A 26841-nucleotide genomic window follows, 5' to 3' on the forward strand; every position below is an offset into this window, starting at 1 on the left:
TCGTCTCCTTTTATATCGATTCGGGCATTGTGCTTGTGTCGACAACTTCTTTCCGATCCACGCCGTCCCGGATGAACTCGCGGCCGAGCTGCTGCACGGATGGACAGCCGATCTGGGCGAGCGTCGTGTCGATTTCGCTCTTGAGCAGGTCGAGCACGGCATCGACGCCTGCTTCGCCATCGGCGGCAAGGCCGTAGAGCGTCGCGCGGCCGAGCAGCACCGCGCGCGCGCCCAGCGCGATGGCCTTGACGACGTCCGAGCCACGGCGGATGCCGCTATCGATGAACACGGGAGCGTCGATGCTTCGTGCAGTATCGTCCAGTATTTCGAGCGGTGCGATGGCGCTGTCCAGTTGCCGGCCGCCGTGATTGGAGAGAATCACCCCATCCGCGCCGAGCGCGATGCAGCGTCGCGCGTCGTCGACCCGGCTGATGCCTTTGATGAAGAGCGCATGAGGCCACAGATCGCGCAGCCATTTCAGATCGTCCCACGCGAAGCTGGCGTCCATTTGCCGGCTCATCAAGGCAGCCTGCAACTCGGTGTCCTGCACGTCCTGACTCGCGAAGTTCGCGAGTTGCGGCATGCCTTCCCGAACGAGATCGAAGGACCAGCGCGGATGCAGCAAGCCATCGAGAATCGTCTTCGCGGTGTAGCGCATCGGCAGGCCGAAGCCGTTTCTCAGGTCTCGCTCGCGTTTGCCGTTGACGCCTACATCGGTCGTCAGGATCAGCGTGGTGTAGCCGGCGTTCAACGCGCGCCTGACCAGCAATTCCGCCAGCTTGCGATGCACCACATAAAGCTGAAACCATAGTTCGCCGGTTGCGGCTTTCGCCACATCCTCGATCGATGAAGTCGATGCCGTGGACAAGGCAAACGGAATACCGAAGTTGCCGGCTGCGCGCGCGAGCGCCAGATCGCCTTTCGGCCAGAAAATCCCGTTCAGGCCCGTCGGTCCGATGACGAGGGGCGCGGACATCGGCTTGCCGAGAACAGTCGTTTGCGTGCTGCGCGCGCTTACGTCAACGAGCCTGCGCGGCTGAAACCTGACGCGCCTGAACACATCCTGATTGTGACGAAGACCGATTTCATCTTCCGCGCCGCCTTCGAGATAATCGAACACGATGCGCGGAAGCCGGGCCTTGGCACGATCGCGCAAGTCCGCGACATTCACGAGCTTTTTCATGACACGCGCGTCTCGACTTCGATCAGCACAGGCCTGTTGCTGGCAAGCGCCTGACGTAGCGCCGCCGTCAGCGATGCGCCCGAATCCGCGTGCAACGCCTCGACGCCATAGCCACGTGCAAGCGCGCAGAAGTCCAGGCCGGGAACGTCGAGACCGGGCACGTTGTCCGCGTGCAGCACGCCGGCGAACCAGCGCAGCGCACCATACGTGCCGTTCTTCATGATGATGAAGATGGCCGGAATGTCGTACCGGGCCGCCGTCCACAGAGCCTGAATACCATAGTTCGCGGAGCCGTCGCCAATCACGCCGATGACGCGACGTTCGGGCTTTGCCAGTTGAATGCCGACCGCTGCAGGCAGCGCGAAGCCGAGTCCACCGGCCGCGGCGAAGTAGTAGCTTCCCTGTTCCGTCATGCGCAGGCGCTGCCACATCAGATTTGTCGTCGATGTCGACTCGTTCACATAGATCGCGTTGCGCGGCGCCATTTCATCGAGAATGTCGAACACGCGTTCCGGCGCGAGCCGTCCGGCTTCCTCGGGCGCGGGTTCTGGCCGGCGCAGCGCGACTGGCATCGGACGATGCGTTCTGGAGATGGCGCCGTTCAAGGCGTCGAGTGTCGAGGCGATGTCCGCGACGATCGCATCGCCCATGGGCGCGCGCGTGGCTTCGTTGATATCGCACGTGATGGCGATCAGGCGCGCGCCCGGTGGCAGAAATTCGCCGGGTTCGTACTGGTGATATCTGAACACCGGCGCGCCGACGACCAGCACGAGATCGTGGCCTTCCAGCAATCCGCTGATGCTCGCGATGCCTGCGGGCAACAGGCCGCGGAAGCAGGCATGCGTCGTCGGAAACGAACAGCGCGGCGCCGACGGCGCCATCCACACCGGCATCGCGAGCTTTTCGGCAATCGACACGGCAAGGGTGTTGGCTTCGCTCGCATCGACGTCCGGTCCGAGCACCATCACAGGATTTTTCGCCTGTTCGAGCGTGCGAGCGAGCGCGTCGATCGTCGCGGCGGAAGGAAGTCCCGCCACGTCGACACGCCGGCCCGCGAGATGGTCGACGCCCGCAGCGGCCTCCTGTTTCCAGTCATCGTACGGAACGGAGAGATACACCGGTCCTTTCGCGCCGGAACCAGCGGTATGAATGGCTCGACTGAGCGCGAGCGGCACCTCCTGCGCGCAGGACGGTTCGCAACTCCACTTCACGAGCGGACGCGGCAGCGTGGCGGCATCCACGTTGGCGAGCAGCGCCTCGACGCCGACCATCGCGCGAACCTGCTGTCCCGCCGTGATGACGAGCGGCGAGTGCGAATTCCATGCATTCGCGAGCGCGCCCATCGCGTTGCCGGTGCCTGCCGCCGAATGCAGATTCACGAGCGTGGGGCGGCCGGTCGCCTGAGCGTAGCCGTCGGCCATTCCGACGACCGCGCCTTCGTGCAAGCCGAGGATGTAGCGGAAATCGTCAGGGAAGTCTTTTAAAAAGGGCAACTCGTTCGAGCCGGGATTGCCGAAGAAAGTCGTTAGTCCCTGGTTGCGGAGAATGTCGTAACAAGCTTGATGGATCGTCTTCATGGCCGTGGTTCCTTTGCGTGCTTGCATCCTATGAGCGCGAAGGAAATAAGGCCAATCATCGTTTTTTCGTTCTTATAATAGAGACCGTCTATATGCGTGGTTACGATGAGCACGGATCTCAATCTGATACGAACATTCGTCGCGATCTATGAAACGCGCAGCGTCAGCGCGGCGGCGAAGCGTCTGAGCATCACGCAGCCATCGGTGAGCTATTCGTTGACGCGACTGAGAGACCTGCTGCACGATCCGCTGTTCACGCGCACGCGCGACGGCATGGTGCCGACCTTCAACGCCACGCAACTCTTCAACTCATTTAAGGGCGCGCTGGAAAGCATCGAGGCGGCCATTGCCGCCACCCGCAAATTCGACCCGACGCAATCGGAGCGCTCGTTCAGACTCGCGCTCTCCGATCTCGGCGAGCTGTCCTTTCTGCCGCTTCTGGTGCGCGAGTTTCAGACCGTTGCGCCCTCGGTCGGGCTGGAGATCGTGCAGATCGACAGCGGCTTGATCGCGGAGTGGTTGCAGACCGGCTATGTCGATGCCGCAGTGGGCAATCTGCAATTCGTCGGCGGTCAGGTGAGAAAGTCGACGCTGTTCAGCGAAAGTTATTCGTGTCTTCTCAGCGCGTCGCATCCTGTCATCGGAGAGAGTTTGAGCCTCGAAGATTATGTGGGCGCGAATCATGTGGTCGTCGCGCCTTTCACGGGACATCATCTCGTCGAAGACGTGATGAGCGAAATGGGTTTGAGCCGGAAAATCGTTTTGCGCGTACCGCACTTCACGAGTCTCTTTTCCGCGGTCGCCTCCACCGATCTCCTGCTCACGCTGCCCACGCGTATCGCGCGGGCGTTCGCGGGCGAAGGCCGGCTGCGGGTATTGCCGCTTCCGTTCCCGACACCCACGTTCGAAGTCAATCTGTACTGGTATCCGCACGCGGAAGATTCCGCCGCGCAGCAGTGGCTCTGCGACACGGTCAAGCGGACATTGAGCCAGGTCTGACCCGCGACGCGGCGACGTCTGCCGCCTTTCATTCCCGCAAGGTATAGCCAGCCACCAATTCGGTATTGGACGCTGGATGACCGGCTCGCCTATTCTGGGCCGACTAACAGAAAAGCCGTCACCGCAGTCCGTCAACGCAGTCGTACATCCCGATCCCGCCCGTGCTGCCTTTCACATGCAGCGATGGAAACGCGCGCGTGTGCCGCGCGCGGCGCATCAATCGAAAAAGAAAATCGCGGAATTAAAGCAGTTCTTAATCAAGGAGACATCATGCGTCAAATCGACGTTCAAAAGTTATGCGACGAAGCCAGGTTCGGGAAGTTTCATGTGCTGCTTCTTTTCTGGTGCGCGCTGATTATTATTTTCGACGGATACGATCTCGCCGTTGTCGGCATCGCGCTGCCATCGATCATGAAGGACATGGGCGTGCAGGCGACGAGCGCCGGATTCATGGTGAGTTCGGCCTTGCTCGGCATGATGATCGGCGCGGTGTTTCTTGGAACGATCGCCGACAGGATCGGCCGCGTACCGGCCATCGTGATCTGTCTTCTGCTTTTCAGCGTATTCACCGCCGCGGCGGGTCTGACACACGATCCGGTGATGTTCGGCATTGCGCGCTTTCTGGCGGGACTGGGAATCGGCGGAGTGATGCCTAACGTCGTGGCGCAGATGACCGAGTATTCGCCGCGCAAGATTCGCAGCACGATGGTCACGGTGATGTTCAGTGGATACTCTGTGGGCGGCATGCTTGCGGCGCTCGTCGGCAAGGCGATGATCGAGCGTTATGGCTGGCAATCCGTGTTCATCGCGGCGGGCGTGCCCGCGCTGCTCGCGCCCGTGATCCTGAAGTACATGCCCGAGTCGCTCGCGTTTCTGGTTCGGAACAAGCGCGCGGAAAGCCTGAAGGAGATTCTTCCTCGCATCGATCCGTCGTACGTGCCGCAACAAGCCGATGCCTTCTCACTGTCCGACCGTGAAGCCGCGCCCGGCTCGACCATCACGCGCCTGTTCGCGGACGGCCGCGGTTTGAGCACAGTCATGTTGTGGATCGCGTTTTTCATGTGCCTGTTCATGGTCTACGCGCTGAGCTCGTGGCTGACGAAACTCATGGCGAACGCCGGACACAGCCTCGGCTCCGCGCTCACGTTCGTGCTCGTGCTGAACTTCGGTGCAATGATCGGCGCGATCGGCGGCGGATGGCTCGCCGACCGTTTCAACATCAAGCACGTGCTGATTGCGATGTACGCGCTCGCGGCCATTTCCATCAGCCTGCTGGGCGTGAAGGTGCCGGTTGGCGTGCTGTTCTTCCTGGTCGGGCTGGCGGGCGCATCGACGATCGGTACGCAGATCGTCACCTACGCTTTCGCCGGACAGTTCTATCCGACGGCGATTCGATCGACGGGCATCGGCTGGGCATCGGGGATCGGGCGCAGCGGCGCGATTCTCGCACCCATCGTGATCGGCTTGCTCGTGAGCAGGGCGTTGCCGCTTCAGCAGAACTTCATCGCCATCGCCATTCCCGGCGTCATCGCGATGCTGGCGGTCTGCCTGATCAACGTGCGTCGTCCTCGACAGGATGCAATCGCCGTCGTGCGTGCGGAAGCCGATCCGGCGTAACGCTCATTCCTTCGCCGGTTTCGGTTGCCGTGGTTTCCGTGGCTCGGAAGGGGCGCCGCGTTGTGTCGGCGCTCGCGTGCATGCATCGGGCGGCGTGACATACGGCACGTCGTCGCAGCAGCATGCATAGACAGGAAAGCCGTACGCGTTCGTGCGGATGATGGTCGTCGGCCCGTGCAGCGGGCACACCGCTTTCATGTTGGCTCCTGAAAACCTAGACTGTTTCCATCGTACACGCCGCGTAGTCCAACGGGACACTCCGGCACGTCTTGGGCCGATACCCCCGATCCTCGACTGCGCGTCTCTACAACCCCTGAAGAGGCGACGAGATCATGTACCGCAATATCATGGTGGCGCTCGATGGCAGTGAATGCGCTCAGCGCGCGCTGGACGAGGCGATTCGCATTGGCGCGCGCGCCAGTGTGCGCGTCGTGCTCGTGATCGACAGCGCGGCGCTTTCATCGTATCCGGCGCAGTATCGCGTGACGGTTCGCGAGGAAGGCGGGCAAGCGCTGGAGATCGCGTATGCGCGTCTCGTCGACGCGGGCATCGAATGTGAAACGGAAATGGTCGAAACCCGCAACGTGACCGACACGATCGCGAAATGTCTGCAACGCCGCGCGGTCGCCATGGCCGCCGATCTTGTGGTGATGGGCACGCACGGCCGCACCGGATTGCAACGGCTCGCGCTCGGCAGCGTCGCGGAAGCGTTCGTGCGGCGCGCTACGTGTCCGGTGTTGCTCACGCGCGCTTCATCCGCGCCGACACCGCCTTCGTGAAGCGCCTTGATCTGTGTCAATACGCGCCGCAGATTGATGGCTGAGACTGAATGGATATGTGCTGCACGTCGGAATACCGCGCAACGCTCCACGAGGTAACGGCATGATCATCACGTTTCCGAGTCAGACGCCTGTCTATCAGGGCGATGTCCCTTCGCTCACGTTCGCCGCCGTCGCCGATGGCGAGCACGTGGAATGCACCATTTCGGCCGAGGCGCTGGAAGACCACTTCGGCGCGGCGTCCTGGCGCGAGGAGGATTTGCAGCAGGCCTTCGAGAGCCATCGCTCGTCGATTGAAGGCGCCGCCGAACACGTGCTGAGCCGCGTCGGCGGTACCTCGGTCATGCTGCGCAGCGGATTCTTCCGGTTTCGCGAGGCGCGCGCTCAGACTTCTTCGAGCCGCACCTGAGCGTCATTGCGGAGTCAGGCGAAAAGGCGGCAAGGGCAGATCGTCACCGTCGAGGAAGGCGGTCGCGCATCGAACCGCGAATCCGAGCGCGCCGTCCTTGCTGGCGAACGCGCCGAGATTGCCGAGCGAGGTTGCATGCCCGTCCTCTTCGAGAATCGAAGCCCTCGCGACGAATGCATTGCCCACTTGCGTGACGGACGGCTGAAAAGCCGCTCCCCGGTGATAGACGATCATGGGTTTGACCTCGTTTGAATCCACGAACATCGCCGCATACCTGTCCTGATCCAGAATGGCGGTCGCGCTTGTCATATGTCTTTCATAGACGACGTCATTGGCTTGGGTCATCGTTCTCTCAGGTTCTGATGTTTTGGTTGCAGGCACCGAAAGCAGTGCCTACATTCCGTAAGCATCAAGCCTAACCGTTCAATTTTTGTCGTCTTACCCGATTTAAGCTTTTTTACGTTTTCCCGGTGTGCGCTTAAGTCAGACGAACTTCTTTCCGGTTTCAAAATGCATCGTTGCGCCAGGCGCTGACGAGCCGGGATACCGAACGTGTCGCGAGGACGAACAAGGTGCCCGAAAGCCCGAAGTCGGACCGGCTCAACAATTCGGCCAGATAAAGCGTCGTCAGCGCGACGGTCGGATGGTAGATCAGGCGTTTCATCGGTCTCACCTTGCAGGCTGTCCTGTGCTGTAATGTGCCTGTCAGGGTGCGTGGCAGTCCTTCCCGCGCGTCGGCGTGAACTGCCCGATCGTCCGCTTTTCAAATTCCAATCCTCATACCTATACACAGCGTCATCCGATCATTCCGCCAAAGCCTAGCCACCGCCCGACGATTTTTTCCCTAATTAAGCCGTCGCAGATAATAATCGCCAAGGCACTCGGCACGGCCCCTCCAAAAACGGAGAAGCGCAGATGAAAGGGCACTTATCGGTTGGCGTGATCGCAGTCGCTTTTGCAGTCGCCGTCGCGGCGGTCATCGGTGGCTGCAGCGGCGGAAGTTCGAATTCCGATACCACCTCGACGAGCGGCGGCGCCGCTGCTGCATCGAGTCCTTCGGCGGCATCGAGTCCTGCGTCGGCGGCATCGGGCCCGTCGGCGGCATCGTCGGGCGGCGCTGCGAGCGCGCCTTCCAACGCAAGCTCGCCCACGACCAGCACGCCGTCCGCATCGACGCCGGTGGACGTCACCACGTATCACAACGACATCCTCCGCACCGCGCAGCAACTCAACGAAACGAAGCTCACGCCCGCCAACGTCAAGGCGTCGACGTTCGGCAAGCTGGGTTTCTATACCGTCGATGGCGCCGTCGATGCACAGCCGCTCTATCTCGGCAGCGTGCCGATAGCGGGCGGCACGCATAACGTGCTGTATGTCGTGACCGAGAACGCGAGCGTCTATGCGTTCGACGCCGACACGGGCACCGTGCTCTGGCGCGTCTCCACCTTGCTCGCGGGCGAAGTGCCCAGCGACGATCACGGCTGCAACCAGACCACGCCGACCATCGGCATCACGGCGACGCCCGTCATCGACCGCACGCGCGGGCCGAATGGCGCGATGTATGTCGTCGGCATGTCGAGAGACAGCGGCGGCGCGTATCACCAGCGCATTCACGCGATCGACATCGCGACCGGCGCCGAACTCTTCGGCGGCCCGACGGAAATCACCGCGTCGTATCCCGGCACCGGCTCGGGCAGCGTGAACGGCGTCGTGCCTTTCACGCCGGGTCAGTACATCGAGCGCGCTTCGCTGCTATTGCTCAACGGCGTCGTCTATACGGCGTGGAGTTCGCATTGCGACGTGTTGCCGTACACCGGCTGGGTCATCGGCTACAGCGCCGATACGCTCAAGCAGACCGGCGTCGTCAACGTCACGCCGAACGGCGAGATGGGCGGCATCTGGATGAGCGGCGCGGGTCTCGCATCGGATGGCACGTCGATCTATTTCCTCGATGGCAACGGCACGTTCGATCCGACCACCAACGCGCAGGAAATGCCCAACAAGGGCGACTTCGGCAACGGCTTCCTCAAGGTCACGCCGACGCCTACGCTCCAGGTGACGGACTACTTCGAGCCATCGGACACCGTGCAGCAATCGAGCGCCGACCTCGATCTCGGCTCCGGCGGCGTGCTGGTGCTGCCCGATCTCACCGATATCAACGGCAACGTCCGGCATCTCGCGATAGGCGGCGGCAAGACGCGCGCGCTCTACATCGTGAATCGCGACTCGATGGGCAAGTTCGATTCGAACGGCGATCACATTTATCAGGAGTTGTTCTCGACGATCACCGGACCGATGTTCAGCGCGCCCGCGTTCTACAACAACACGATCTACGTCGGCCCGGCGGGCGATCACCTGAAGGCGCTGCCGGTCGTGAACGCGGTGGTGGCGACCACGGCGTCGAGTCAGAGCCAGAGTCCGGCGGGCAACTGGAGCTTTCCGGGCCTCGCGCCCGTCATCTCCGCGAGCGGCAACACGAACGGCATCGTATGGGGCGTGGAGAACGTGACGCCCGCCGTGCTGCACGCGTATGACGCGAGCAATCTCGCGATCGAGCTGTACAGCAGCAATTCGGCGGGATCGCGCGATCAGTTCGGACCGGGCAACAAGTTCATCTCGCCGACGATCGCCAATGGCAAGGTCTTCGTGGGCACGAAGACGGGCGTCGCCGTGTTCGGCCTGCTATGAAGCGTTGCGCGCGCGAAAGGTCTGCGTCGGGATAAGATCGCAGACTTTCGACCCGTGGAGCGCTTTCATGCAACTGACCCGTCTTCTCGTTCCGACCTTCGTGCAGACGCTGAAGAGTCTTTCGACATGGCTCGACAAGGCCGCCGCGCATCAGAAGGAGCAGGGCGTGCAGCCCGACGCGCTCATGACGCTGCGCCTCGCGCCGGACATGTATCCGCTCGCCGCGCAAGTGCGTTTCGTGTGCTTTCAGGCGCAGGAGCCGGTGTATCGATTGCGCGGGGAAGATGTGCCGCAGACGTTGCGGAACGTGCGTGAAGAAGGATGGAAGTCGAACGAGCAGCCCGGCTCGTTCGACGATGCCCGGGCGCGTATCGCGGAAGCGATCGCGTTTCTCTCCGGCCTCGCGCCCGACGCGCTCGATGCCGGAAGCGAGTTGAAGATCGCGCTCGATCTGCCGAACGGCATCATCTTCGACATGACCGGCGAACAGTATGCACGCGACTGGGCGTTGCCGCAGTTCTACTTCCACGCCGTGACCGCGTACGCGATTCTGCGCAATCACGGCGTGCCGCTCGGCAAGCCGGATTACATATCGCACATGTTCGCGTATATCCGGCCCGGCACGTTGCCGCAAGGTTGAAGCGTCAGCGCATTACGCGTTCGACATCACGCGGCGCTTGTCGTCGGCTCGTTGCTCGTTGCCGTGACGCAGGCGCGTGCTGCACACCGCCGCGAACAGCAGCGCGATCGCGAGGCACACGAGCCCGTTCATCGCGCGGCCGGTGGTCTGCTCGATGATGCCCATGACCGTCGGTCCGACAAAGCCGCCCAGCAGGCCGCACGAGTTCACGAGTCCGAGACCGCCCGCGAGCGCGCCGCCCGACAGCCGCGACGACGGGAACGTGAAGATGATCGACTGCACGACGAAGAACATCGACGCCGACAGGCACACGCCCAGCAGGCCGATCGCGGGCGTCGACCATGCGGCGATCAGCATGCCCGTCGCCATGATCACGAGTCCGCCGACGAGAATGCGGCGGCTCTTCGACGAATCGCTCGCGAAACGCGGCAGCGTGCCGGCGCCGATCGCGGCGGCGACCCACGGCGTCGCGGTGAGCAGGCCGATCATGAGCGGCGAGAACTTCCCCGACGCGCCGATGATGCCCGGCAGGAAGAAGATCACCGTGTAGATCGTCAGTTGATGGCAGAAGTAGACGAGAATCGCGAGCCACACCTGACGATCGCCCAGCACGCTGCGGAACGCGCCCGCCCCGTGACCGCCGCTGCCTTGCGCATCGTGTTCGGCGGCGAGGCGTCGTTCCAGCGCGACGGCTTCATCGCGTGAAAGCCACGACGCGCTCGTCGGCCGGTCGGGCAGCATCTTCCACACGACGAACGCGAGCAGAATCGCGGGCACGCCTTCGATCACGAACAGCCATTGCCAGCCGTGAAAGCCGAGCCAGCCGTCGAGTTCGAGCAGCGCACCGCCGAGCGGCCCGCCGACGATGTTCGCCACGCACACGCCAAGCAGGAAGTAGCCGGTTGCCCGAGCGCGTTCCTCACGGCCGAACCAGTACGTGAGATAGAGCATCACGCCGGGGAACAGGCCCGCTTCGGCGGCGCCGAGCAGAAGGCGCATCACATAGAAGGACGTTTCGCCGGTGACGAAGGCCATCGCGACTGAAAGCGCGCCCCACGTCACCATGATGCGCGTGATCCAGAAACGCGCGCCGACCTTGTGCATGATCAGGTTGCTGGGAATCTCGAAGGCCGCGTAGGTCAGGAAAAAGAGACCCGCGCCGAGACCGTACGCGGCGGCGGAAATGCCGAGATCGATGCTCATCGAATGCTTCGCGAGCGCGATGTTCGTGCGATCGAGAAAGCTGATCACGTAGACGATCACCAGCAAGGGCATGAGCTTGCGCAGCATCAGGCTGTTGAGCGACGCGTGCGGCGCGGCGCTCGTCGTGTTGGGCTTGGACATGATGTCTCCCGGAATCAGAAAGGATGCGCGATGCGCGCAGGCAATGCGGTGTCGGGAAGGCGTTTCAAGAAGTGTCTCCGTAAGCGTTGTAGTTTTAATGGCGTGAGCACGCGCCGACTGTGCGGCGCGTGCGTCGGGTAATCAGAAGTTCACGTTGTCGCCGCCCTTGAGCGACAGCATCTGGCGCGCTTCGGCGGGCGTCGCGACTTCGAGCGACAGACCTTCGATCACCTGGCGGATCTTGCGCACCTGCGCCGCGCTCGATTCGGCGAGCTGACCCGGCCCGATCCACAGCGAATCTTCGAGACCCACGCGCACGTTCGATCCCTGCGCGACGCCGATCGAGCCGAGCGGAATCTGATTGCGTCCCGCGCCGAGGATCGACCACACGTAGTCGTTGCCGAACAGGCGATCCGCGGTGCGCTTCATATGCGCGAGATCCTCGGGATGGCCGCCGATGCCGCCCAGCAGACCGAACACGCTCTGCACGAAGAACGGCCCCTTGACGAGCCCGCGATCGACGAAATGCGCGAGGTTATACAGATGCGAGATGTCGTAGCATTCGAACTCGAAGCGCGTGCCGTTGGCCGAACACGACGTCAGGATGTATTCGATGTCCGCGAAGGTGTTCTTGAACACGAGGTCGCGGCTCTTCTCCAGATGCTGACGCTCCCAGTCGTGCTTCAGATCCTTGAAGCGATCGAGCATCGGATACAGGCCGAAGTTCATCGAGCCCATGTTCAGCGAAGCCACTTCCGGCTGGAAGTGATGCGCGGGCTTCAGGCGTTCCGCCACCGTCATGTGCGGGCTGCCGCCCGTCGTCAGGTTGATGACGGCGTCCGTTTGCGACTTGAGGCGCGGCAGGAAGCGCTCGAATACGGCGGGGTCCTGCGTCGGGCGTCCGTCTTCGGGATCGCGCGCATGCAGATGCAGGATCGCCGCGCCTTCCCTGGCGGCCGCGAGCGCGGCCTCGGCGATCTGGTCGGGCGTGACCGGCAGATGCGGCGACATCGACGGTGTATGGATCGCGCCCGTCGGCGCACATGTGATGATGACCTTGCGTTTCGTTGCCATATGTTCCTCGATGTTCTTCAGAGCGTTTCGACGTTGCCGCAGACGGAGAGCGCCTGGCCAGAAATCGCGCTGCCGGCGGGCGAGCTGAGATACAGCACGCTTGCTGCGACTTCCTCTTGCGTCACCATGCGGCGCAGCGAAATCTTCGCGAGATACTGCTTTTCCATTTCTTCGTAGCCGACGCCGAGCTGCTTCGCGCGCGCGGCGATCACGCCTTCCATGCGCGGTCCCTTGACGATGCCCGGCTGCACCGCATTCACGCGAATGTTGTCGGGGCCGAGCTCGATCGCGAGACTCTTCGCGAGCCCGACGACGGCCCACTTCGTCGCCGAATAGGGCGTGCGGAAGCCGTAGCCGAGACGTCCCGCCACCGACGACATGAACACGATCACGCCGCCATCGGGGGCGTTGCGCAGCAGAGGCACGGCCTCGCGCGAGAAGTAGTACTGGCTGTTCAGATTGACATCGATGGTTTTTTCCCAGTCGTCGGAATCGATCGCGTCGATACCGCCCGTCGGACCCGCGATGCCCGCGTTGTTGATCAGCACATCGAGACCGCCGAGTTCGCGCCGGACGTCTTCGAACACGCGCTTCACGTCGTCCTTGTTCGCGACGTCGGCGCGCGTGCCGGTGATCGCCGGCGAAACCGTCGATACCGCGTCGATGGCTTTCGGATCGACATCGCAGACATGCACGCGTGCGCCCGTCGACACGAACGCTTTCGCGATGGCAAGGCCGATGCCCGATGCGCCGCCCGTGACCAGCACGCGCAGGCCGGCGCGCGGCGTGAGCAGTTTCATGAAATCCATCGTCTGACTCCTTGTGGTTATGTTTTGCGGGGACGTGCGTCGTCCTCGCTCAAGCGATTAGGCATGCTGATAATCGTGTGCAAGGCACGGGTGATGCGCTTTTACGCTTCAGCCTTGCGCGTGCCGCCGCGAGCGGCTTTCCTGCGAGCGCAGACGCGCTTCGAGATCGCGCGCGGCGTCGCGAATGTCCTTCGCGATGCCGCGCGCGACCGCCGCGCCATCGCGCTTCCACAGCGCCTCGATGATCTGGCGATGCGCGTCCATCGACACGCGCATGTGCTCCACGTCGGGCGCGACCATGTTCAGGAACGGACCGATACGCATCCACATGTTCTGGATCGTCGCGAGCGTCATGTCGCTTGCGCCGTGCCGGTAAATGCTCGTGTGGAAAGCGAAGTTGCAGCGCAGATAGGCGCGCGCATCGTCGGCTTCGACGTGCGCGTCCATTTCGTCGAAGATGCGCTGCACCGCGGCGACGTCGTCGTTCGTCATGCGCGCCGCCGCGCGTTCCGCGACGCAGCCTTCCAGTGCGACGCGCACGTCGCGCAGTTCTTCGAGCAGATCAGGCGTCATCGGCGGCACCATGAGGCCGCGCGACGGACCGTCGACGAGCGCACCTTCCGCGCGCAGGCGTGTGAGCGCGGCGCGCACGGGCATCGTCGAGAGGCCGACCGCTTCGGCCACGCCGCGCAGGCTCAGCGGCTGACCAGCGGCGAAGCTGCCGCTCATGATCGCTTCGCGGAGTTGCTGATAGACCTTCGTGGCCATCGTCTCCGTGGCGATGACTTCGAGTTGCGGAATGGGTTGCGATGCGGAACGGGGTGCCACGAATGTCTTCCTTGTTGATCTTTGATCTGTGATCACAGTTTGATTTCGATGGCGATGTTAGTCAATCCTATATGGCTAAGGGATAACCCCGAGGGGTGGCGAAGTGCGATCCGGCGAACCCCTGAACATTCAGTCACAATCAGCATGCTTGCAACAACCCAATCCCCATGCGACCCGCCGACTCCGCCATTGCTCCCGCCCTCGAATGCCGCCGCCTCACGAAGACTTACCCCGGCGGCCGCATCGTCCTCGACGCGCTCGACTTCGCGCTGGGCGCCGGCGAGTTCGTCGCGATCATGGGCGATTCGGGCGTCGGCAAATCGACGCTGCTCAATCTGATCGCGGGTCTCGACACGGCCGACAGCGGCGACGTGCTGATCGACGGTGCATTGATCTCCACCGTCTCCGACGACGCCGCAACACGCCTGCGCCGTCAGAAGCTCGGCTTCGTGTTCCAGGCCTTTCACGTGCTGCCGCATCTGACGCTCTATCAGAACGTCGCAGTCCCGCTGCTGCTCAACGGCATGCCGCCCGCGCCCGCGCGCGCGATGCTCGCCGCCGTCGGCCTCGACGGACGCGACGGCGACATGCCGCGCCAGCTCTCCGGCGGCGAACTGCAACGCGTCGCGATTGCCCGCGCGCTCGTGCATCGGCCGCGGCTGCTGCTCGCCGATGAACCCACCGGCAATCTAGATCCGCAAACCGCGCACGAAGTGCTCGAACTGCTGCGCGCCGAAACGAAGGCGACGCAAGCCGCGACGGTCATGGTGACGCATTCGGAAGCCGCCGCCGCGTTCGCCGATCGCGTGGTGATCCTGAGCGACGGCGCGCTGCACGCCGCGACGCTGGCGCGATGAGCGATATCGCCGCGCCGCGCCGCACGTCCGACACGCTCACGCGCTGGCTGCTCGGCGCGCAATGGCGCAGTCATCGGGGCCGCGCGCTCGTCGCCATGCTGACGATCGCGCTTGGCGTCGGCCTCGGCTATGCGGTGCAGCTCATCAACGGCGCGGCCTTCAACGAGTTTTCCGCCGCCGCGCGCAGTCTGTCGGGACAGGCGGACTTGCAGGTGCGCGGCGCGCAGCCTTTCATCGACGAGAACCTGTATCCGCGTCTCGCGACGCACGACGGCGTCGCGGTCGCGAGTCCGGTGCTCGAAGTCGATGCCGCCGTGCCCGGCAGGAACGCGCCGCTCAAGGTGCTCGGCATCGACGTGTTTCGCGCGAAGCGCATCGCGCCGGATCTGACCGGCGTGCCCGCGCCGGACGCATCGCTCGATGCGCTCGCCGATGACGCCATCTTTCTTTCGCCCGCCGCGCAGACCTGGCTCGGTGTACGCGACGGCGGCCATGTCGAATTGCAGAGCGGCACGTCGCCGGTGAGACTGCGCGTCGCGGGTGGCATTGCGCGCACGCGGCCAGGGCAGCGCATCGCGGTGATGGACATCGCCGCCGTGCAGACGCATTTCTCGATGACGGGCAAACTCTCGCGCGTCGATCTGCAACTCGCGCGCGGCGTCGATCGCGATGCGTTCCGCCAGACGCTGCAACGCGAACTCGGCGCTCGGCTCGTCGTGACCGAAACGCGCGACGTCGAGAGCCGTACCGACCGGCTCTCGCGCGCGTATCGCATCAACATGAACGTGCTCGCGCTCGTCGCGCTGTTCACCGGCGCGTTTCTCGTGTTCTCGACGCAGGCCGCGGGCGTTGTGCGCCGCCGCGCGCAATTCGCGATGCTGCGCGTGCTCGGCATGACGCGCGCGTCGCTCGTGCGGCAGATCATGCTCGAAGGCGCGCTGCTCGGCGTCGTCGGCGGCGTGCTCGGCATCGCGCTCGGCTTCACGGTCGCGGCGCTCGCGCTGCGTTTCTTCGGCAGCGATCTCGGCGGCGGCTATTTTCCGGGCGTCGAGCCGCGCGTCGCGTTCGAGCCGGTCGCCAGCGCGATCTTTCTCGCGCTCGGCATCGGCGTGGCGCTCGCGGGCACGCTCGTGCCGGCGCTCGAAGCGGCGCGCGCCCGGCCCGCGCCCGCGCTCAAGGCGGGCAGCGAGGAAGCCGCGCTCGCGCCGCTCGGCACGCCGTGGCCCGCGCTCGCGTGCCTCGCGGCAGGCGCGGCGCTCTCGCAGGCGCCGCCCGTTTTCGATGCGCCCGTCGGCGGATATATGGCCGTCGCGTTGCTGCTGGTCGGCGGCATCGCGCTGATGCCGCGGCTCACCGCGATCGTGTTCCGACGCGCGATGAAACCGCGCAGCGCCGTCGCGACGCTCGCGCTCGCGCGTCTCGCGAATGCGCCGGGCCAGGCATCGATCGCGATGGGCGGCGTGCTGTCGAGCTTCACGCTGATCGTCGCAATGGCGATCATGGTGACGAGCTTTCGCGTGTCGGTGGAGGATTGGCTCGCGCATCTGCTGTCGGCGGATCTGTACGTGCGGATGGCGTCGAGCGGCGACACCGGCGGCTTGCGGCCCGATCAGCAAATGCGTATCACGGCGGCGAGCGGGGTCTCGCATGCGGCGTTCACGCGCGCCTCGAAACTGACGCTCGATGCCGCGAAGCCGCCCGTCGCGCTGATCGCCCGCGAACTCGATGCGGCCGATCCCGGCGCGACCCTGCAAATGACCGGCGAAGTGTTGCCGCCCAGCGCCTGGCGCGCAGGCGAAACGCCCGTGTGGGCCTCGGAAGCGATGGCCGATCTGTACGGCTATCGCGTGGGCGAGCGCGTGAGTTTGCCTGTCGGCGGGGCGAAGGAGCGCTTCGTCGTCGCGGGCATCTGGCGCGATTACGTGCGGCAGACGGGCGCGTTGCAGATGCGTCTGGCCGACTACCGGCGACTCACCGGCGACACGACCGCCACCGATATCGCCATCACCTTGCGCGCGGGTTCGAGCGCCGCGCAGGTCATCGAGGCCATCAAACAACTGCCGTTCGGCGACACGCTCGAATTCTCCGAGCCCGGCGAGATTCGCGCGCGCACGCTGACCATCTTCGATCGCAGTTTCGCCGTGACGTATCTGCTGGAGGCGGTCGCGATCGTGATCGGTCTGTTCGGCGTGGGCGCGACTTTTTCGATGCAGACGCTCGCGCGCTCGCGCGAATTCGGCATGCTGCGGCACGTCGGCGTGACGCGCGCGCAAATCCTCGCGCTGCTCGCGTCCGAAGCGGGATGGCTCACGCTGCTCGGCATCGCGATGGGCTGCGTGCTCGGCTTCGCGATCAGCCTGATTCTCGTGTTCGTCGTGAATCCGCAGTCGTTTCACTGGAGCATGTCGCTGCATGTGCCGTGGACGATGATCGCGGTCATCGCATGCGTGATGCTGCTGTCGTCCTGCGCGACGGCGGTGTTGTCGGGACGGCGCGCCGTGTCCGTCGATGCGGTGCGCGCCGTGCGGGAGGACTGGTGATGCGCCTGTGGCTTCTTCTGGCATGGCTGATTTCGGCGAGCGCATTCGCCGATGAACCCAGATTCGCGCCCGTCGTGCCGGGCCACGCGATCGAATGGCCGAAGGACAGCGGCGCGCATCCGCCGTATCGCACGGAATGGTGGTACGCGACCGGCTGGCTCGACACGCCCGATCATCAGCCGCTCGGTTTCCAGATCACGTTCTTTCGCTCGAATACCGGCAGGAAGCCGGGCGCGAGCGCGTTCGATCCGTCGCAACTGATCATCGCGCACGCGGCGTTGTCGGACCCGGCGTATGGACGGCTCGTGCACGATCAGAACGTCGCGCGGCAGGGTTTCGGCCTCGCGTACGCGAGAGACGGCAACACCGACGTCAAGCTCGACGCGTGGCGCATGACGCGCGCGGCGGACGGCAGCTACACGGTGCTCGCCGATGCGGCCGGCTTCGCGCTCCATCTGACCTTCACGCCGACGCAGCCGCCGATGATCCAGGGCGAGCAAGGCTATTCGCGCAAGGGTCCGTCGCCGGAACAGGCGAGCTACTACTACAGCGAACCGCAACTGAAGGTGACGGGCAGCGTGACGCGGCCATCGGCGGCGGGAAAGGCGAATGCGAGCGTCGCGGTGACGGGCCGCGCGTGGCTCGATCACGAATGGTCGAGCACGCTGCTCTCGTCAGATGCGGCGGGCTGGGACTGGCTCGGCGCGAATCTCGACGACGGCTCCGCGCTGATGGCCTTCAAGGTCCGCGCCCGCGACGGCCGCGCCGTGTGGGCGCACGCCGCGCTGCGCGAGCCCGATGGCCGCATGCGGCAATTCGGCCCCGGCGATGTCGAGTTCACGCCGCAGCGGCAATGGCGCTCGCCGCGCACGAACACGCTCTATCCGGTCGCGATGAACGTGCGCGTCGGCGATATGCGCTGGCGGCTGAATCCGCTCATCGACGATCAGGAACTCGACTCGCGCGATTCGACCGGCGCGCTGTACTGGGAAGGGGCGGTGACGCTGGAAGGGGACGGCAAGCCGGGGCGCGGGTATCTCGAACTGACGGGATATGCGAAGACGCTGGAGGTGGAGAAGCGGTGAGTATCGAGTTAGAGCGTCAAACGCCTACCGGTTCCCGAACGCCTGCCGACACCCAGCGGCTCTTGCCCGCGCGCTTGGCCTCATAAAGCGCGTTGTCGGCGTCGCGCAGCACGCCGTCGAGCTCGTCGTGATGATGGTCGAACCTCGCGATGCCGATGCTCACGCCGATCTGCAGCGGCACATCGCCATCGGTGAGAAACGGCTTCGCGAGTTCGCGCACGACCACATCGGCGAGCACGAGCGGATCGGTCTGCGGCGGCGTGACGATCACGAACTCGTCGCCGCCGAGCCGCGCGACCAGCGAACCTTCACCCGACAGATGACGCAGCCGCCGCGCGACGAGCGCGAGCAGCGTGTCGCCGACTTCGTGGCCGTGCGCGTCGTTGACGGCCTTGAAGCCGTCGAGATCGAGATAGAGCAGCGCGGTGCGGGCGCTGTCGCGCGCATGTCGCGGCTCGCGCGAACGCACCGCCTGAAACAGACCCGCGCGGTTGAGCAGACCCGTCAGCTCGTCGTGGCGCGCGCGGCGGTCGTTTTCCTGTTCTGCTTTCATCGTCGAGACGAGCATGCCGTTCAGACGCCACGCGGCGGCGCTCATCGCAAAGAGATAGAAGGGGATTTGCAGCAACGTGAGCCAGAGCGTCGGCTCGCCGGCCAGCACCGCGCCGAGGCAGCACGGCCCGAGCGACAGGAAGATCATCACCGCGACGAGACGCGGCGCGCCGAAATTGCGGAAACAGATGCCGCCGACCATCGCGGCCGCCGACAGAAAAGAGAGCGTCGACGCGATCCAGTCGCCGGACAGCACCGAGACGAGCGCGCCATAGCCGACCGTCGCGCCCCAGAGCGGCGCGAGCAGCACGTAGGTGTCGGTCAGCGTGGATTTGCGCTCACGCGCACGACGCCGCGCGACGACCAGCACGATCAGCCGCACGAGACACACGGCCATTTCCAGCGCGAGCCAGATATGGAAAGGCAGCGTTGGATGCCGGCGATCCAGCACCCACGCGACGGCGACCGTATTGAGCACCCCGCCCGCGAAGATCGGCAAGGTGCCGAACAGACTCCCGACGAGGGCGACGCGGATCGCGCGGGGGATATCGGCTCCCGCGTGCAGCAACCACGTGGCCGCGCGTCCGCGCGGCAGGGTGAACACCTCAGTTTGATGATTCATGTTGGGTTCCGGCGGCGGCCCGGAGATGGCTGAACCCTTGCGGGAAAGCCGGACCACACATCGGATAACGGTCGTTCGCTTTGAAACTTTAGGGATGCGGCGTGCAATCGCCCCTCCATCCGCGATAAAAATTTTTCATTCAGCAACCGTCCTTGACATTTTGTCCGCTTGCCGCGCTCCCGCAGCCCGCCAAGGCGTGCGCCGAAATTTGGGCGCAAACTTACAACCCGCTGACGTGTGGGGCTGACGTTGAGAATGATTCGCGTTTACGCTAACTTCTCGAGTCCTACGAAAGTGGAGCACGATTTATGGCTTACATGCGCGTCCAGCCGGCATCGTCGAAGCAAACTTCGACCTCGCCGCCGCCTCTGAATCTGTCTCTCGATGCGTACTGGCATCGGCTGCGGCCCGCCGCGCGCGCCAGCGTCACGCCGGAACCGCCGCCGCAGCGCGCCTCGTCCGCGCCGAGCCTGCTCGAACTCGCCATCGCGAACCGGCAGATGCTCGTGAACATGGCGCGCGGCGTCGTCGGTTGCGCGAGCCGCGCCGAGGACGTGGTGCACGACGTCTTCGTCAATCTCATCGACCTGCCGCAACAGGACGCGGTGCGTCAGCCGATGGGCTACATCACGCGCATGGTGCGCAACGCGTCGATCGACGCGTGCCGTCGGCAAAGCCTCGAAAACATCTATCGCGCCGACGAGGAAGACGGCTTCGACGTGCCGTCGCAGGAACTCACGCCCGAAGCGCGCGTACAGGCGCGCGACACCCTGCGCCGCGTCTGCGATGCGCTCGCGCAATTGCCCGACCGCAGCCGCACTGCCTTCGAAATGGTCCGCATCGGCGAAGAGACGCTGCAGAGCACGGCGCGGGCGCTGAACGTCTCGCAGACGCTGGTGCATTTCATGGTGCGTGACGCGCAACAGCATTGCGCCGATTGCCTCGATGCGCGCGAGCGCAATGTCGAATGTCCCGCGTTCGTCGGTGGGCGCGCGCGGCGGCGGTAAAAAAACGCGCAGCCCGCACGTCTATTCGATGAAGGCCTCATTCGACTCTTTCGCACCGGAGAGAAACATCACCATGACGCAACAGCAGAACCACGCAGCGGACGATCTCGTCTATACGGTCGTCATCAACGAAGAAGAGCAGTACTCGATCTGGCCGACGTTCCGCGAAGTGCCGGCGGGCTGGCGCGAAGTGGGCCAGCGCGGTGTGAAGGCCGATTGCCTCGCGTACATCGAGAACACCTGGACCGACATGCGCCCCGCGAGCCTGCGCCGTCACATGGATGCGCTCGCCGTGCAGGCGAAGTCGCGCCTCAACTGATCCACGAGCTTTCAGGCAAACGATTCCGCAAGAGGGCATCACATGACCGAACTCACCGCGTCCGCGGCTGCGCCCGAACTGGCCGATCTGCGCATCGAGCCGGGCCTGCCGGTCGTCGTCTCGCCGCGCGCGGGCGCCGACATCACGCTCGCCGACGCCGCGCCGCTGCTGCAACGTATCGTCGCCGAGTCGCTCGAACGCGCGGGCGGCGTGCGCTTCACCGGCTTTCGCGTCGAGTCGATCGAAGTGTTCCAGCGCTTCGCCGCGTCGTTCGGCGATCCGCTGATCGGCTATGAATTCGCATCGACGCCGCGCAGTCAGGTCGAGGGCGCGGTGTACACGTCGACGGAATATCCGCCGCATCGCTCGATACCGCTGCACAACGAGCAGTCGTACACGCGCGAATGGCCGATGCGAATCTGGTTTCACTGCGCACTCGCGGCGCGCGTGGGCGGCGCGACGCCGATCGCCGACAGCCGCGCGGTGTATCGCGCGCTCGATCCGGCGCTGGTGCGGCGTTTCGCCGAACGCGAGCTGCTGTACGTACGCAACTTCGGGCAGGGCCTCGATCTGCCGTGGCAGAACGCGTTCGGCACGGAAGATCCGCGCGAGGTGGAGCGTATCTGCGCGGCGCGCGGCATCGCATGCGCCTGGCGCGACAGCGACGACGGCGAGCTGCTGCTGCGCACCGAAGAGCGCTGCCAGGCGGTCGCGCGCCATCCGCGCACGGGCGACATGGTCTGGTTCAATCAGGCGAATCTCTTTCACCTGTCCACGCTCGACGAGGAGATGCAGGAAGCGCTCGTCGATGCCGTCGGGCTGGACAACGTGCCGCGTAACGTCCATTACGGCGACGGCGCGCCGCTCGAAGCCGACGCGCTCGCCGAAATCCGCGCCGTGCTCGACGACCAGCGCATCACGTTTCCGTGGCTCACCGGCGACGTGCTGATGCTCGACAACATGCTGACCGCGCACGCGCGCGATCCGTTCGAAGGGCCGCGCAAGGTCGTCGTTGCGATGGCGCAGAGTTACCGCGAGGCGCGATGACGTTCCGTACCGCGCTGCGTGCGCGTTCCCTGACCGTCGCCTATCGCGACGACGTGGTGCTCGACGGGCTCGACATCGATATCGAAGCAGGACGCGTCACCGCGCTGTGCGGGCCGAACGGCTGCGGCAAGAGCACGCTCCTGCGCACGCTCGCCGGCCTGCAGCCCGCGCGGGCGGGCGAAGTCGAAGTGAACGGCAAGTCCATCGCCTCGCTGCGCCGCCGCGCGCTCGCCCGCACGCTGACGATGCTCGCGCAGTTCAACCAGATTCCGGCGGGCCTCACGGTGCGCGAGCTGGTCGCATACGGGCGCTATGCTCACGGCGGCTGGATGCGCGGTCTCAACCGCGCGGACCATGCGGCGATCGACGCCGCGCTCGACGCGAGCGGTCTCGTCGACGACGCCACGCGCGATGTCGCCGCGCTCTCTGGCGGCGAGCGCCAGCGCGCGTGGATCGCGATGGCGCTCGCGCAGGAAGCGCCCATCGTCCTGCTCGACGAGCCGACCACCTACCTCGACATCCATCATCAGCTCGACATCCTGCATGAACTGCGGCGGCTCAATCGCGAGCGCGGCCTGACGATCGTGTGGGTGCTGCACGATCTGAATCAGGCGGCCGCGTTCTCCGACGAGATCGTGTTGATGCGCGCGGGGCGCATCATCGCGCAGGGCTCGCCCGAGGCGATGATCGATCCGCGCCATTTGCAGGAGACCTTCGGCGTGAACATGCTGCGCGTCACGCATCCGCAGACGGGCGCGCCGATGTGCGTGCCCGCCTACGAAGGCGTCGAGGCGCGGGAGATTGCCGCATGACGACGCTTGCCACTCGCCGCCGCTTGCGCCGCGCGGCTTCGTTCTGGGAACGCGTGTCTGCCGTGCTTGCGCTGATCGCCGGACGGAAGGCCGCATGACAACAGCCGCTCACGCTCAGGCATCGCGACATGACGTGGCCGCGCCGAATCGCGTCGGCGTGATCGCGGTTGCGCTGATCGCGCTGATTCTCGCGCTTGCCGCGCTGCGCCTCGGCCCGGAGTTCCGCGCGTGGCTCGATGCGCCATCGGGCAGCGATGCCGCGCAGCTCGCGCACGTCTTTCTGTTCGACCTGAGCGCGCCGCGCGTCCTGGCGGCGCTCGTCGCGGGCGGTTGTCTCGCGGTCGCGGGCGCGCTCTTTCAGGCTTTGACGCGCAATCCGCTCGCCGCGCCGGATCTGCTCGGCATCACGGGCGGCGCGCAGCTCGGCCTGCTCGCGGCGATGATCGCGCCGGAGCTCGTCGGCGCGGCGTCGGTGCCGCTGCTGTTCGTGTGCGGTCTCGCGGCGGCGGGTTGCGTCGCGGCCGCGGCGGGCGGCTGGCGCGCGACGCCGTTGCGGCTCGTGCTCGCCGGCAGCGTCTGCATGCTGCTGTTCTCCGCGATCTCGACGCTCCTGCTCGCGTTCTTCGAGCAGACGGTAGTCGGGGCGTCGTTGTGGGCGAGCGGCAGTCTGTATCAGCCGGGCGCGGCGGGCTTGATGTCGGCGCTCGGCTGGCTCGTGTTGCCGCTCGCCGCATTGCCGTTCGTGATCCGTCCGCTCGATCCGCTCGCGCTCGGCGACGATGCCGCCGCAGCCGCAGGCGTGCCCGTCGATGCGACCCGCCTCTTCGCGATGACGGTCGCCGTCGGCTTCGCGAGCGTCGCGGTAGCGATCGCGGGACCGTTGTCGTATGTCGGGCTGATCGCGCCGAACCTGCTGCGGCAGGTGCGCGGCGCGAAAGCATCGAAGCTGGCGGCGCTCGTGCCGCTTTCGGCGCTCGCGGGCGGCGCGCTCGTGCTCGCCACCGACAGCGCCGTGCTCGCGCTCGGCCTCGATTCCACGCTGTCGACGGGCGTGGCGATCGCGTTCGTCGGCACGCCCCTGATGCTCGCGATGATTCGCAGCGGCGCGGCCTGGTCCGGCGCGTTGCATGCCGGGCAGGCGCGCGAATCGGTGAAGCGCGGCATGCGCGCGGTGCGGGCGTTGTCGGCGTTGCCGTCGCCGGTGCTCGCGGCGTTGCTGCTCGCGAGCGGATGCGCGGTGGTCGTCGTGGGCGCGTCCATCGGTCCGACGATGCTCGGTCCCGCGCGCTGGATCGATGCGCTCTCGCACCGCGACGACATCGCCCGCATGCTGCTCGAATTGCGCGTGCCGCGCCTGTTGTGCGCGCTCTTCGCGGGCGCCATGCTCGCGGCGAGCGGCGTGCTGATGCAGAGCGTCGTGCGCAATCCGCTCGCGGGTCCCGAGGTGCTGGGCGTGACGCAGGGCGCGGGGCTCGCGACGCTCGCCGCGCTGATGATCTGGCCGCTCGCGGGCCATCTCTTTCTCGCTGCGGCCGCGCTCGTCGGCGGCGGCGCGACGCTCGTCATCACGCTGCTGTTCAATCGGCGGCATCAGTACGCGCCGCTCGCGGTGGCGCTGACGGGCATCGTCATCGGCACCTTGTGCACGACGCTCGCGCAATGGCTCATCACGCAACAGAGCGTGCAGCCGGCGCGTTTTGTCGTGTGGCTGGTCGGCGGCACGTATGGACGAAGCTGGGGCGAAGTCGCGACGATCCTGCCGTGGTGCATGCTCGCGCTGCCGGTGCTGGCGCTGCTCGCGCGGCCGCTCGATCTGCTTGCGCTCGGCGACGATCAGGCGTCCGCGCTCGGCCTGCCGATCGCGCTGCTGCGGCCGCTCGTGCTGACCGTGGCGACGCTCGCCGCGTGCGCGGCGGTGGCTGCGGTCGGGCCGGTCGGCTTCATCGGTCTGATGGCCCCGCATCTCGCGACGATGCTCGGCGCGCGCTCGCACGGCACGCGGCTCTGGCTTGCGGCATTGCTGGGCGCGCTGGTGCTGGCCGCCGCCGATCTCGCCGCGCGCACCTTGCTTGCGCCGCGCGAGATTCCGGCGGGCGTGCTGACCGCGCTGATCGGTGCGCCGTACATGCTGGCGCTGCTCGTAATCGAGACGCGGCGTGACAAAGGCCGGGGACGCGCGCGATGACGCTTCGAGCGCGCAGCTTTGCCGATTTTGCGCCGCCCGCGCTTGCGCCGTATCTCCAGAACGTGTGGCTCGGCGCTCCTGATGAATCCATCGGCGACGATGCCGCGCGCATCCCGCTGACGTCCCTTGCCGATCATCGCGCCGCGTTGCTCGCCGCGATGCATGCGCTCTACGGCGGCGACGCCGAACTGCACGCGCGCGCGCTGCTGTCGCAGTGGAGCAAGTACTACTTCGGGCTTGCGGCGCCTGCGGGCGTGGCGGCGGCGCGTCTGCTCGGGCGTCCGCTCGATATGTCGCCGGAACGCACGCATCTCGTGCTGAAGGAGGGCGTGCCCGTCGCCCTTCATTTCGACGCCGACGCCTTGCACGCTCCGGACGCCGATCCTGCGCGCCGCTATGACGGCCTCGTCGCGCACCTGGACAGCGTGATCGGCATGATTGCGGGCATGACGAAGATCGCGCCGCGCGTGTTGTGGAGCAACGCCGGCAATCTGCTGGATTACTTGCTCGGGAATTGCCCATCGATTCTGAGCGATGACGGCAGCGACGCCGAATGGCTCTTTCGCCCCGCCGACGACAACCCGCTGCGCACGCCGATACGCGATGCGACGCCGCGTTCGCCGCTGCTGCCCAACCCGTTTCGCGCGCGCCGCGTGTGCTGCGTGCGCTATGAGATTCCTGGAGAGACGCAACTGTGCGCAAGCTGCCCGCTGCTTTTGACGATGCGCGACGACGAACTCGCATTGCAGGACGCCATCCGATGAAGCGTGCGGTTTCGCTCGCGGCGTGTCTGTGGATCGCGCTGGCGAGCCGTCACGCGCTGGCAGATGAGAACAAGGCATGCGCGCCGCTCGCAGGCAACCCGACCGTTTCGCAATTCAGCAAGAGCATGCCTGCGCATCCGTCGCGCATCGTCGTGCTGGAGTTCATGTTCGCGGAAGATGTCGCGGCGCTTGGGATGACGCCCGTCGGCGTGGTCGATCCCGAGTATTACGACGGGTGGATCGGTTACGACAGCGCGCGCTTCAAAGGTGTACCGACGGTCGGCACGCGTCAGGAGCCGAGTCTGGAGGCGATTGCATCGACGAAGCCTGATCTGATCATCGGCGTGGGTTATCGGCACGCGCCGATTTTCGCGGCGCTGGATCGCATCGCGCCGACAGTGTTGTTCCAGTTCAGCCCGGATGTCCAGAAGGGCGATGGTGACGGCGCGCGTACGCAACTCGACTGGACGCGCAGCATCTTTCATACGCTCGCTTGCATGACGGGGCGTGAGCAGCAGGCGCGTGATGCTGAGGCCAAGCTCGAAGCGGGTCTTGCCCGCGATGCCGCGCGTTTGAAAGAGGCCGGTTTGTCGGGGACGCGCTTCGCGCTTTTGCAGGAACTCGGCTTGCCTGATCGATATTGGGCTTATACGGGTAACAGCACGGCGGCGGGTGTGGCGCGTGTGCTTGGCGTTCGTCTATGGCCCGAAAAGCCGACGCGTGAAGGTACCGTGTATGTGACGTCGGCGGACTTTTTGAAGCGGCCGGATGTGGCGGTGTTGTTCGTGACCGCATCGGGGGCGGATGTGGCTGTCGATGCGAAACTGGATTCGCCTGTGTGGCGGTTCGTGCCGGCAAAGAAGGAAGGGCGTGTGGTGCTCGTCGAGCCGAATATTTGGGGGTTTGGCGGGCCGATGTCGGCGTTGCGGCTCGGGGATATGATTACGGAGAAGTTGTTGGCATTGCCGAGGGTTGGTCCTTAGCGGACTTGCTCTGTTTTTTTCGCCGGATCCCGTTGGCGTGTCGGTTTATTGGCGTTGCCCCTGTGCGGGGCGGCAGTCACTTTCTTTGCTGCTGCAAAGAAAGTAACCAAAGAAAGCAGCT

26 protein-coding genes are annotated in these 26841 nt (G+C 65.3%); 16 read left to right on the top strand and 10 right to left on the bottom strand.

Going from position 1 to position 26841, the window contains the following annotated elements:
- Nucleotides 1-10 precede the first annotated feature (10 nt).
- Together BTHE68_RS33590 and mdlC are read right to left on the bottom strand one after the other, a co-directional pair.
- Nucleotides 11-1183 carry an alpha-hydroxy-acid oxidizing protein gene (locus tag BTHE68_RS33590; RefSeq protein ID WP_162070566.1) on the bottom strand — a complete coding sequence of 391 codons (1173 nt, stop codon included), beginning with the start codon at nt 1181-1183 and terminating at the stop codon, nt 11-13.
- Complete coding sequence (mdlC, locus tag BTHE68_RS33595) at nt 1180-2760, bottom strand: benzoylformate decarboxylase (RefSeq protein ID WP_232078198.1); 1581 nt, start codon at nt 2758-2760, stop codon at nt 1180-1182. Before mdlC ends, BTHE68_RS33590 begins: the two co-directional genes overlap by 4 nt.
- 105 nt (nt 2761-2865) lie before the next feature.
- On the opposite strand from mdlC, the gene BTHE68_RS33600 reads away from it, so the two are divergent.
- Both BTHE68_RS33600 and BTHE68_RS33605 read left to right on the top strand, forming a co-directional pair.
- A complete protein-coding gene (locus BTHE68_RS33600) occupies nt 2866-3759 on the top strand; it encodes a LysR family transcriptional regulator (protein ID WP_162070568.1) in 894 nt (297 codons plus the stop codon).
- Nucleotides 3760-4029: 270 nt separating this feature from the next.
- A complete protein-coding gene (locus BTHE68_RS33605; protein WP_162070569.1) occupies nt 4030-5376 on the top strand; it encodes an MFS transporter in 1347 nt (448 codons plus the stop codon).
- Between the two features lie 3 nt (nt 5377-5379).
- Here the strand turns inward: BTHE68_RS33605 and BTHE68_RS33610 are convergent, their stop codons facing one another.
- Nucleotides 5380-5574, bottom strand: a complete 195-nt coding sequence (locus tag BTHE68_RS33610) for a hypothetical protein (RefSeq protein ID WP_162070570.1) — start codon at nt 5572-5574, stop codon at nt 5380-5382.
- A gap of 134 nt (nt 5575-5708) precedes the next feature.
- Between BTHE68_RS33610 and BTHE68_RS33615 the strand changes: the two genes are divergently transcribed.
- Both BTHE68_RS33615 and BTHE68_RS33620 read left to right on the top strand, forming a co-directional pair.
- Nucleotides 5709-6155, top strand: coding sequence for a universal stress protein (locus BTHE68_RS33615; RefSeq protein ID WP_162070571.1), 447 nt, complete (start codon nt 5709-5711; stop codon nt 6153-6155).
- 103 nt (nt 6156-6258) lie between these two features.
- A complete protein-coding gene (locus BTHE68_RS33620) occupies nt 6259-6564 on the top strand; it encodes a DUF1488 family protein (RefSeq protein ID WP_162070572.1) in 306 nt (101 codons plus the stop codon).
- Between the two features lie 3 nt (nt 6565-6567).
- Here BTHE68_RS33620 and BTHE68_RS33625 read toward each other — a convergent pair whose 3' ends face one another.
- Both BTHE68_RS33625 and BTHE68_RS33630 read right to left on the bottom strand, forming a co-directional pair.
- Nucleotides 6568-6798 (bottom strand): hypothetical protein, encoded by a 231-nt coding sequence (locus tag BTHE68_RS33625; protein WP_162070969.1) that lies wholly within the window; start codon nt 6796-6798, stop codon nt 6568-6570.
- 271 nt (nt 6799-7069) lie between these two features.
- Nucleotides 7070-7228: a hypothetical protein gene (locus tag BTHE68_RS33630; protein ID WP_162070573.1), complete on the bottom strand. Its 159-nt coding sequence runs from the start codon at nt 7226-7228 to the stop codon at nt 7070-7072.
- A 251-nt stretch (nt 7229-7479) separates the two neighbouring features.
- Here BTHE68_RS33630 and BTHE68_RS33635 point away from each other — a divergent pair, with 251 nt between their 5' ends.
- Complete coding sequence (locus BTHE68_RS33635) at nt 7480-9252, top strand: PQQ-binding-like beta-propeller repeat protein (RefSeq protein ID WP_162070574.1); 1773 nt, start codon at nt 7480-7482, stop codon at nt 9250-9252.
- Between the two features lie 67 nt (nt 9253-9319).
- A complete protein-coding gene (locus BTHE68_RS33640; RefSeq protein ID WP_162070575.1) occupies nt 9320-9892 on the top strand; it encodes a DUF1993 domain-containing protein in 573 nt (190 codons plus the stop codon).
- 12 nt (nt 9893-9904) lie between these two features.
- Here BTHE68_RS33640 and BTHE68_RS33645 read toward each other — a convergent pair whose 3' ends face one another.
- From BTHE68_RS33645 to BTHE68_RS33660, 4 genes are all read right to left on the bottom strand, one after another.
- Nucleotides 9905-11236 carry an MFS transporter gene (locus tag BTHE68_RS33645; protein WP_162070576.1) on the bottom strand — a complete coding sequence of 444 codons (1332 nt, stop codon included), beginning with the start codon at nt 11234-11236 and terminating at the stop codon, nt 9905-9907.
- Between the two features lie 141 nt (nt 11237-11377).
- Entirely contained in the window at nt 11378-12310 is a 933-nt protein-coding gene (gene kce / locus BTHE68_RS33650; protein WP_162070577.1) for a 3,5-dioxohexanoate:acetyl-CoA acetone transferase, read from the bottom strand.
- 17 nt (nt 12311-12327) lie between these two features.
- A complete protein-coding gene (locus BTHE68_RS33655) occupies nt 12328-13119 on the bottom strand; it encodes an SDR family oxidoreductase (protein ID WP_162070578.1) in 792 nt (263 codons plus the stop codon).
- Nucleotides 13120-13227: 108 nt separating this feature from the next.
- Nucleotides 13228-13947 carry a GntR family transcriptional regulator gene (locus BTHE68_RS33660; protein ID WP_162070579.1) on the bottom strand — a complete coding sequence of 240 codons (720 nt, stop codon included), beginning with the start codon at nt 13945-13947 and terminating at the stop codon, nt 13228-13230.
- A 167-nt stretch (nt 13948-14114) separates the two neighbouring features.
- On the opposite strand from BTHE68_RS33660, the gene BTHE68_RS33665 reads away from it, so the two are divergent.
- Genes BTHE68_RS33665 through BTHE68_RS33675 form a run of 3 tightly spaced genes read left to right on the top strand, consistent with a single transcriptional unit; the run spans nt 14115 to nt 18429 of the window.
- Nucleotides 14115-14804, top strand: a complete 690-nt coding sequence (locus BTHE68_RS33665) for an ABC transporter ATP-binding protein (protein WP_162070580.1) — start codon at nt 14115-14117, stop codon at nt 14802-14804.
- Complete coding sequence (locus BTHE68_RS33670) at nt 14801-17344, top strand: FtsX-like permease family protein (protein ID WP_162070581.1); 2544 nt, start codon at nt 14801-14803, stop codon at nt 17342-17344. The genes BTHE68_RS33665 and BTHE68_RS33670 overlap by 4 nt, the downstream gene beginning before the upstream one ends.
- A complete protein-coding gene (locus BTHE68_RS33675) occupies nt 17344-18429 on the top strand; it encodes a lipocalin-like domain-containing protein (RefSeq protein WP_162070582.1) in 1086 nt (361 codons plus the stop codon). Before BTHE68_RS33670 ends, BTHE68_RS33675 begins: the two co-directional genes overlap by 1 nt.
- 16 nt (nt 18430-18445) lie before the next feature.
- Here the strand turns inward: BTHE68_RS33675 and BTHE68_RS33680 are convergent, their stop codons facing one another.
- On the bottom strand, nt 18446-19603 hold the full coding sequence (locus tag BTHE68_RS33680) for a GGDEF domain-containing protein (protein ID WP_162070583.1): 1158 nt from the start codon (nt 19601-19603) through the stop codon (nt 18446-18448).
- Nucleotides 19604-19911: 308 nt separating this feature from the next.
- Here BTHE68_RS33680 and BTHE68_RS33685 point away from each other — a divergent pair, with 308 nt between their 5' ends.
- The 7 genes from BTHE68_RS33685 to BTHE68_RS33715 all read left to right on the top strand — a co-directional run bounded on the left by BTHE68_RS33685 (nt 19912) and on the right by BTHE68_RS33715 (nt 26720).
- The gene (locus BTHE68_RS33685) at nt 19912-20610 is read left to right on the top strand and encodes an RNA polymerase factor sigma-70 (RefSeq protein WP_162070584.1); all 699 of its coding nucleotides are present in this window, start codon (nt 19912-19914) and stop codon (nt 20608-20610) included.
- 73 nt (nt 20611-20683) lie between these two features.
- Nucleotides 20684-20929, top strand: coding sequence for an MbtH family protein (locus BTHE68_RS33690; RefSeq protein WP_061173236.1), 246 nt, complete (start codon nt 20684-20686; stop codon nt 20927-20929).
- A gap of 42 nt (nt 20930-20971) precedes the next feature.
- The gene (locus tag BTHE68_RS33695) at nt 20972-21976 is read left to right on the top strand and encodes a TauD/TfdA family dioxygenase (RefSeq protein ID WP_162070585.1); all 1005 of its coding nucleotides are present in this window, start codon (nt 20972-20974) and stop codon (nt 21974-21976) included.
- Nucleotides 21973-22788 carry an ABC transporter ATP-binding protein gene (locus BTHE68_RS33700; protein WP_162070586.1) on the top strand — a complete coding sequence of 272 codons (816 nt, stop codon included), beginning with the start codon at nt 21973-21975 and terminating at the stop codon, nt 22786-22788. The genes BTHE68_RS33695 and BTHE68_RS33700 overlap by 4 nt, the downstream gene beginning before the upstream one ends.
- 94 nt (nt 22789-22882) lie before the next feature.
- On the top strand, nt 22883-24973 hold the full coding sequence (gene fhuB / locus BTHE68_RS33705) for a Fe(3+)-hydroxamate ABC transporter permease FhuB (protein WP_162070587.1): 2091 nt from the start codon (nt 22883-22885) through the stop codon (nt 24971-24973).
- Nucleotides 24970-25737, top strand: coding sequence for a siderophore-iron reductase FhuF (fhuF, locus tag BTHE68_RS33710; protein ID WP_162070588.1), 768 nt, complete (start codon nt 24970-24972; stop codon nt 25735-25737). Before fhuB ends, fhuF begins: the two co-directional genes overlap by 4 nt.
- Nucleotides 25734-26720, top strand: a complete 987-nt coding sequence (locus BTHE68_RS33715; RefSeq protein ID WP_232078200.1) for an ABC transporter substrate-binding protein — start codon at nt 25734-25736, stop codon at nt 26718-26720. The genes fhuF and BTHE68_RS33715 overlap by 4 nt, the downstream gene beginning before the upstream one ends.
- Nucleotides 26721-26841: the final 121 nt, after the last annotated feature.

The organism is Burkholderia sp. THE68 (assembly GCF_009938265.1).
Classification (GTDB): Bacteria; Pseudomonadota; Gammaproteobacteria; order Burkholderiales; family Burkholderiaceae; genus Caballeronia.